This is a genomic window from Acinetobacter sp. AOR34_HL (assembly GCF_027854795.1).
Taxonomy (GTDB): domain Bacteria; phylum Pseudomonadota; class Gammaproteobacteria; order Pseudomonadales; family Moraxellaceae; genus Acinetobacter; species Acinetobacter junii.
Map to the genome: position 1 here is coordinate 1 of NZ_JAKTID010000038.1, position 8,515 is coordinate 8,515.

Annotated in this window: 8 protein-coding genes and 1 pseudogene; 2 read left to right on the forward strand and 7 right to left on the reverse strand. The window is 37.2% G+C overall.

All coding sequences use genetic code 11. The annotated features are described in order from the left end of the window. The first annotated feature begins 16 nt into the window (after positions 1 to 16). Entirely contained in the window at positions 17 to 763 is a 747-nt protein-coding gene (locus MKL32_RS06225; protein ID WP_004912080.1) for an IS5 family transposase, read from the forward strand. Between the two features lie 99 nt (positions 764 to 862). Here MKL32_RS06225 and MKL32_RS06230 read toward each other — a convergent pair whose 3' ends face one another. From MKL32_RS06230 to MKL32_RS06250, 5 genes are all read right to left on the reverse strand, one after another. Beyond that, complete coding sequence (locus MKL32_RS06230; RefSeq protein WP_126132227.1) at positions 863 to 1,738, reverse strand: class I SAM-dependent methyltransferase; 876 nt, start codon at positions 1,736 to 1,738, stop codon at positions 863 to 865. 83 nt (positions 1,739 to 1,821) lie between these two features. Further along, positions 1,822 to 3,342 carry a flavin-containing monooxygenase gene (locus MKL32_RS06235; RefSeq protein WP_204379425.1) on the reverse strand — a complete coding sequence of 507 codons (1,521 nt, stop codon included), beginning with the start codon at positions 3,340 to 3,342 and terminating at the stop codon, positions 1,822 to 1,824. Positions 3,343 to 3,435: 93 nt separating this feature from the next. Further along, positions 3,436 to 4,260 carry an SDR family NAD(P)-dependent oxidoreductase gene (locus MKL32_RS06240; protein WP_004953592.1) on the reverse strand — a complete coding sequence of 275 codons (825 nt, stop codon included), beginning with the start codon at positions 4,258 to 4,260 and terminating at the stop codon, positions 3,436 to 3,438. Positions 4,261 to 4,296: 36 nt separating this feature from the next. After that, on the reverse strand, positions 4,297 to 5,271 hold the full coding sequence (locus MKL32_RS06245; protein WP_017395081.1) for a metal-dependent hydrolase: 975 nt from the start codon (positions 5,269 to 5,271) through the stop codon (positions 4,297 to 4,299). 299 nt (positions 5,272 to 5,570) lie between these two features. Further along, positions 5,571 to 6,530: a metal-dependent hydrolase gene (locus MKL32_RS06250; protein WP_126132230.1), complete on the reverse strand. Its 960-nt coding sequence runs from the start codon at positions 6,528 to 6,530 to the stop codon at positions 5,571 to 5,573. A gap of 487 nt (positions 6,531 to 7,017) precedes the next feature. On the opposite strand from MKL32_RS06250, the gene MKL32_RS06255 reads away from it, so the two are divergent. After that, entirely contained in the window at positions 7,018 to 7,635 is a 618-nt protein-coding gene (locus MKL32_RS06255; protein ID WP_004953586.1) for a TetR/AcrR family transcriptional regulator, read from the forward strand. 37 nt (positions 7,636 to 7,672) lie between these two features. Here MKL32_RS06255 and fdhD read toward each other — a convergent pair. Then, positions 7,673 to 8,149 (reverse strand): annotated as a pseudogene (fdhD, locus tag MKL32_RS06260) (formate dehydrogenase accessory sulfurtransferase FdhD); the annotation flags it as partial. A gap of 36 nt (positions 8,150 to 8,185) precedes the next feature. Continuing rightward, the coding region (locus MKL32_RS06265; RefSeq protein ID WP_270900281.1) for an IS3 family transposase at positions 8,186 to 8,515 on the reverse strand (330 nt) is incomplete at its 5' end.

Here is an 8,515-nt window from a genome sequence, read left to right on the forward strand (position 1 = left end):
AATTTTACTATTCGCTATGCCTCGTACCATGCTGACAGATCAACACTGGCAAAAGTTGAAAACTATTTTGCGTAATTTATCTATTCATCACAACTCAAATTTACGTAATTTTATTGAAGCTATTCTCTATAGAATTAGAACAGGCTGTCCGTGGCGAGATATTCCTTCCTATTTCGGTCAATCAAACTCTATTTTCAAACGTTTTAATCGTTGGTCAAGCAGCGGTAAGTTGCTTAGATTATTCAAATTATTAGCATCATGCCCCGATATGGAGTGGATTTTTATTGATGGCTCTCACGTACGTGCTCATCAACATTCTGCCGGTATAGCGAATCAATCCATTTCTAAAAGTGTAGGAGGAAACTCCTCAAAAATACATTTGATTGTTGATTCACATGGCAATCCTATTGATTTCATGATTACCGATGGCACTACACATGACATCAAAGTTGCACCTGATTTAATAGCAACATTAGATTTAAAAGAGACAGAAGTGGTATGCGCAGATAAAGGCTATGATTCAGAACCACTGCGTGAGCAGATCAGAAAAACAGGAACAAAAGCGAATATACCAAAGAAAATAAATAGCCAATCGAACAATGATCATATGGACTGGTATTTATATAAAATCAGGCATTTAGTTGAAAATATGTTTTGTAGATTAAAACAATTTAGAGGGATAGCTACTCGATATGACAAGCTCAAAAGAAATTATCAAAGTGCTGTTGCCTTAGCCTGTATATTTTTATGGCTACCTTTATAGGTTTAATTATGAACAGTAAATGTCAACAGACCCTAATTAAGCATCTTTTTATTTAGACACTTAGCCCCGAAACTCTTAGGAGCTAAGTCATATATATGCCTATTTAGCTAAAAGTAAATGCAACATGTGCGTTGCTATCGTATGTCGAATATGATCAGGACGCTGATAAAAATAGCGCTCACTTAGACCATCACCTGATAAATCCTCTATAACTTGATAGCCAATTTCATTTACAGCTTGATGCAAATTTTTCGGTCGAAACTGACCTTTTAATGGTTCTTTTAAGAAACGGGTAAATTGTGAAACAAATAAACTTCCGAAACGTTCAACACCATTCAACTTACGATAGTCAATTGAATAATCTAAAACCACTTCACTTCCCTCGCTAGCGATTTGAGCAATACTCGATAAAGTATGTAGTGTGGTCTGTGGTTCAAGATAGTGTGTTGTACCCAACCAAGAAAAAAATGCTTTTCCATCTTGTTGAAATGAACTTCTTGCCAAAGCATCTGCAATCGACTCTTTTTCAAAATCAATTGATACAAACTCAACATTAACTGGAATGTCACCAAATTCTTTGAGTTTCAACTGTTTTGCCGCTTGGGTATCAGGATGATCAACTTCAAAAATTTTTAGATTAGGATAGCGCTGTGCTTGTCTCAACGTGAACGAATCTAAACCTGCACCCACCAAGACATATTGCTGAGTTCCTTGCTGAATCGCTTGCTGCAATAAGTCTTCTGCATAACGCGAACGACCAACAACTTGCCCTGTCAGTAAACCTAAAGTTCGGTTAAATACAGTTGAGTTCATCACTTTAACAGTAAGCGATGTTTTCAATAATTTTTGCCAACCTTTACTGGTTAGCTCAAATGCAAATGGGTCAGAAAAAACTGGATTTTGAGCATTTTGAAAATGATTCGCACGTAAAGCCGCAGCCGCCTCAGCCGTTCGGCTTGATTGTCCATCTTTCATATTTATTTCTATCTTGCAAAAAATAAGCAGCAAACTCCATCCTAAGATAAAATTTACTGCCCTAATATCACTCGACTAAGAAATTAGTTGGTCTTTTCAGTTTGATACGTCACTTGGTAATCATTTAAATCCATCTGTTTTAAACGTTGCTTTAACTTTTTCAACGACCAAGGCCAAGCAGCAAAGTTTCGACCATTTGCATCTAAATAGTAGCTCTTACATCCACCAGCATTGAAAACAGTTGTTTTAAGATGCTTTTGTACTAACTCATTGTGCTTTTTAATCACTTCAGGTTTGATGTTTAACTTGGCAATACCTTGATCTCTAATTTTCAATAAACCATCAACGATATAATCAAGTTGAGCTTCTGCTAGACCAATAAAAGAGTCATATACCAGAACGTTCGGACCCAAAACCAAGAAAGCATTTGGTACGTTTTCAATGCTTGTACCTAAATACGCTTCTGGAGAACTGCTTTTCCAAAGGTCATTTAAAATCTCACCTTTTTCATTCGCAACACGCTTGCCAATCGGTGGATGAGAGACTTCAAAACCTGTACCCCAAATGATCACATCAACTTCATGACGCTCACCATTTACAGCAACAACTGTATTACCTTCAACCTTGACTAAACCATGAGGGATGAGTTTAGTATTTGGTTGCTGTAAAGCTGGATAATAGTTGTTAGCGAACAATAAACGCTTACAACCAATGGTGAAGTTTGGCGTTACATTTTTACGTAACTCTGCGTCTTCAATTTGGAAACGTAAAATCAATTTAGCCAACTCACCGACTGGCTTTAACACAGCAGGATTACGTAAACCAAAGTTAATTGCATTCAATGATTGAGCAACTGCTTGGCGCCAAGTTTTTTGAATTAATGGATATTTCTCGATTAATTTTTTACTTACATCGCCTAAATCCGTATCAGGTTTTGGAACAACCCACGGCGCAGTACGCTGGAATACATATAATTCTTTAGCTTTTGGTTGAATTTGTGGCACAAACTGAATTGCTGATGCGCCCGTTCCAATGACCGCAATACGTTTACCAGTCAAATCATAATCATGATTCCATCTTGCTGAATGGAACATTTCGCCAGTAAAGGTCTCTAGACCATCTAATTTTGGAATTTGAGCTTCTGTAATTGGGCCTGTTGCGAAAATCGCTGAGCGTGACAAGAATTGCCCTTTATTGGTATCCATCACCCATAAATTACGCTCATTATCCCATTTTGCACTGAGTAACTCTGTACCAAATTCAATTTTTGAACTCACGCCAAAATTCTCACTTACTTCTTCTAAGTAGTTCAAAATTTCAGGTTGACGAGCGAATAAGTGACTCCACTTTGCACTTGGTGCAAATGAGTATGAATACAAAGCTGACGGTACGTCACAACCACAGCCTGGATAAGTGTTTTCGCGCCAAGTACCACCAACGCGTGTTGCCTTTTCTATGATCTTGTAGTTGCTATAACCAACTTGATCAAGACGGATTGCTGTTGCAATACCTGAAATCCCTGCGCCTACGATAAACGTATCGTAAATATGCTGAGGGAGGGCTTTTTTGTCAGCAGAATTTAATTTTTTTGCTTGAGCTGTCATTCAAAATATCCTTTCATTTATTTAACTGAAATAAACATTAATTAACCTAAAAAAAGCTTATCTCAGTAATTAAAATCTTTTCCTAAACAGGTTTTATTTCATTAATCGGTATGATGTACCCAAGAATTTTGCATATAAATTCGGAGCAGTACGCTTCATTAACCAGAATAGTTTTGCGTCAATCTGAGGGATGGTATAAAGCTGATCTTTATCCAAACGGTCTAATGTCAGCTTGGCAACTTTGTCACTGGTCGTGAAGGCCAAGTTTGTCAGTGCATAGTCCAAGATACCCTTGTGCGGTACTTTTCCGTTTTTGATGATATTGGTCGGCACCAATGTTGGACATAACACATTGACTTTGATGTTATGTTTTCTCAATTCAGCTGAAAGCGTTTCAGACAAAGCACGTACACCAGCTTTAGTCACGTTATACGCTGTCATTTCAGGTGCCGCAGTATAAGACGCTGCTGAAGCAACATTGATAATTGCACCGCGACCAAGTTGTTTAAACTTTGGTACGAAATAGTGACAACCATGAATCACGCCCCATAAGTTAATATCTGAAACCCATTTCCAATCTTCCAGAGAGGTTTCATCAAACTTACCACCTAACCCAACACCTGCATTGTTGATCACAAGTGTTGTTGGATGTTGCATAAGTTGTTCTGCTTGGTCAGCAAGCTTTTCAACTTGCTTAGCATTTCCAACATCGCACTTTACTGCAAAAGCTTTTGAACCCAATTGCTCGATTAACGCAACCGTTTCTTTTGCTGCATCCAAGTTAATATCGGAGCAAACCACAGTCCCGCCACGCTTTGCCAGTTCAAGTGCAAAACTACGACCAATCCCACTTCCAGCACCAGTTACCACTGCATATGCGTTTTGGCTTGGTTTGGCTTTCTTTCCAAATAATTTCATATTTGTATTCCAAAATATTGTTTCAGCTTGACCAAGTTATGCAGATGCTGCACGAACAGGTGGTACAAATTCTTTTAAGAAATAAGGTGATAACAAACCTGTTTCTGGATTTAATAAACGCTCTTTGTAATATTCCATGTATTTTGTAGTGTCATGGTCGTTTGGATGGAAGCTTGGACGTAAATATTCCAAGATATGCATAAAGCTACTACCAAATACCCCTCGTTCACTACCAAATAATAATGCGGTACTTTCTAATACATCTTTCATATAACGTGGATTGATCAAATTACTTGGCTTACGAATAAATGGCATCAAGTAACCACCTAAAGAAACACCACCTAAAATGGTTAAACTTGCAAGTAAGAATCCAGTGATACGAACCCAGTAATCACCCGATAACTCTAGAAACACATCATAAGCAATATCTTTATGCTCTGATTCTTCGAGCATGTGCCACATCCACATCGCACGTTGTCTTTCATCTTGCGAACCAAGTAAATATTCTTCATGCTGCATCATAAATTCAGCGAGTACAGCGGTGTAATGCTCAATACCTGCCATCAAAGATAGCTGCATAGAGTGCGGTAGTTTATAAATTCCGTACTCAAACACTTTATCTGCAATCGCACGAAGTAATTCGACTGGATAACCATTCTCTTTGAGAACTTCATCATTGAATTGATTATGAATTTTTGAGTGAATTGCTTCTTGACCAATTAATGAAGTCAATCTTTGTTTCAAAATCGGATCATTAATAAATTCACGATGGTGACGAGCTGTCTCAATGACCACATCCTCACCAAAGGTTAAGAAAATCGATAAAGCATGAAAATAAGAAGTCGCCAACTCTTTATTTAAGAAGAACTTCTGATCCAACTCAGCTGGATTAAATTTGAAATCAAAATGACGAATAGGAATTGGAGCCTTGTTCGCTAAATTTTGGACAATGCCTTGATATTTAGTACTAAGTTTGTCTGAAAATACATTTCGAATAACTTGAGCGACCATCGCTTGTCCCCCACAGAGAGAGTAATATAAAAATTAATAGCGGCACATCCAATGAAATGATCAAATTGTCTTTAAGATTATTTCTGCAATTTGAAACATCTCAGCTCTTAAAAAATTTCTAAGAATATTTGTGCCAAACATTATCTCGATAAAATCTAATACTGGTCTTTATCAAGATATTCGATGCATAGTGCACTAGCAAAATATGACCAACAAGAACCAAATTGCTCATAACGAATTGATCATTTTTGCCACTCGAAAACGATAATTCACTCGTGCACTGCATCGCTTTAAATCAATCAAGCTGCCTGAACTTTAGGTGTAAACTCCTTCACAAAGAAAGGATGTAAAGCACCGCCTTCTGATAACAATTTTTTCTCATAGTATTTAAAATATTCTGACGCATCATGATCGTTAGGATGGAAATCTCTGCGCAAATAATCAAAGATTCGAGCCTGAGTACTACCGAACACACCATCTTTAGGGCTAAAGATTAATTTCACACCACGTCGAGCATCTTTCCAAAACTTCGCCGTTAACATTTCTTGCGGTTTACGCAAAACTGGAACTAATGTTGCAGAGAATGGAATCAGCCCAAGAATCGTGAAATATGCAAGGAAGAATCCTGTAACACGTAACGCATAATTACCATTCAATGTTTGATAAACATCATAAGCAACATCCTTATGTTCAGACTCTTCAAGCATGTGCCACATCCACAAGGCTCGTGTCTTTGCATCATCAGAAAAATAGAAGTTCTGCTCATGCGCCATCATGTATTCAGCTAACACGGCCGTGAAATGCTCGATTCCGGCCATTAGAGAAAGTTTTAATGGTTGTGGGAATTTCAAGAAAATATGATCAAAAAACTTTTCACCAAGAAAACGATACAAGCGCACTGGATAATCAAGTTCAACAATTGCGTCATTAAATTCATTGTGTAATTTAGAATGAATCGCTTCTTGACCAATCAAAGAGGTTACACGTTGTTTTAAAATAGGATCTTTGAGCAAATCACGATGGTGACGTGCTGTTTCAATCACTAAGTCTTCACCATAAATCAAGAAAACTGAAAGTGTTGCAAAGAAAATCGTTGCAAACTGATTATTCATATAGAATGATAAATCAATCTGTTTACCTTCAAATCCGATTGCCAAGTGTCGAATGGGTATGCTTTTTTTACTCGCAAAATCGATTTGCTCAGTTATTGGGTTGGATTTAAATAAACTCAAACCTTTGTTCAACGTGCTGCTAATCATGGCTACACCTACCTACTTCACTTGAGCATCATTTGCCCTTTAATATTCTTTGGATTAGGTTCATCTCTTTTCGCCACACTCATTCTTTTTTAAGTTACGAAAAAAGATTCGGAAGATTTTATTGAACCTAGTTCCCTACTAGAACCAATGTAAACCGATCTTATGTTCGGATTCAATTCGGGTAAAAATGAAGATTTTTATCCTATATTTTTCTAATATTGATACGACCCAACAAGCAATCTCAATCATAAAAATTCACAGCAATTAAAATAAAAAACAATAATTATCATTAATTTAAATAAAACATAATTAAGAAAAAATAATGAAATAATTTTATTTATCTTATCTAAACTGGTATTTATTACAAATTCAAAAGCATAATTTAAAAATTAGTAATTATTTTTGTTCGGATTAATTTAATAGAACTTTCATGAGATATCAGGGCATGCTAATCTGACAATATGTTCGGATTTTATTTTTCACTGAAATGGCTACTCGTAAACCTCGTCAAAATCGCTCAAAAGTTACTGTTGATACTATCATCGAAGCAGGTTTTATCGCTGTTGCTGCCAATGGAACCAGTGGAACAACGACCCGCCATATTGCTGATATTGCTGGAGTGAGTGTAGGTTCACTTTATGAATACTTTAAGAATAAAGAAGAAATTTATGATGCGATGGCCAAATCTTTTGTAAAAGAAGTATTAGATATGGTGAAAGAACTTACTCCTATCATCGTGGAAATGGAGCTTGAACCATTGTTTCAGATGATCTTTTATACGTTCCGAGATTTGCTCACACGCGATAATGATCGTTATCTTATATGTCTACGCTATGCCACAGAACTTAAATATGAACGCTATATTGGACAAATTGAAATGGCGTTGATGGAGGTGCTCATGAAATATATGATGCGCCATCCTCGATATCTAAAAGTTAATAATTTGAGCGTTACAGCCTATATCAGTATCAACAGCAGTATCTTTAACGTCGCTCGTCATCTCATCTTACCTAACCCTCAAATTAGCTTTGATGAAATGGTTAAAGGTTTAAGTACGATGATTATTAGCTATATCGAAACAGAGTTAGCAAAAGCTGAGGCATAAATTATTGATTGCCTTTAAAAAGTCTAGATATTGATAATTATTGGCTATATAGAACAAACTTATCCCCACGACAAAAACTGGCTAGAGTTAAATTTAATTTTTTTGCCATCTCAATCGCCATACTGGTTGGAGCAGAAATCGTTGCCAGCAAAGCTATGTTGTATTGGGCACATTTGCGAATCAGTTCATAACTGGCACGACTGGTCATCACAACAAATCCATCTCCGACATCTAACTTTTGCTCAGCCAAATAACCGAGTAATTTATCCAATGCATTATGCCGACCGACATCTTCAAATAAAGCAACAATTTGTCCATTAACAACCCAAGCTGCTGCATGAGCACCACCTGTAAGTTCACTGATTGTTTGTCTCACTTTGAGTTGTGCCATCGCACTTGGAATTTGATTTAACCAAGAAGGCTTTAAACTTGTAGAAATACTCGGAAGATCTAAATAGAATTGCTTCAGGCTTTCAATTCCACATAACCCGCAACCTGTGCGACCCACCATCATGTGGACTGCTCCCAGTATCCTAGACATGAGACCGCCTCATTTTGAAGCTGTCTCAAATGCTTCTGGGCTCATCCCATCGAGATGCGAATGACGCCTGATTCGATTGTAAAACATCTCGATATAATCAAACACATCCGCACGGGCCATTTCTCGTGTTTTATAGATCCTCTTTTTAATTCTTTCCTTCTTTAAACTACTAAAAAAGGATTCAGCAACAGCATTGTCCCAACAGTTTCCACGACGACTCATACTCGGAACTAAATTATGCTTTTGACAGAATTTCTGCCAGTCTCCGCTACTGTATTGTGAGCCTTGGTCTGAGTGTATGATCACAGGTTCATTGGGTCTGCGTCGCCATACCGCCAT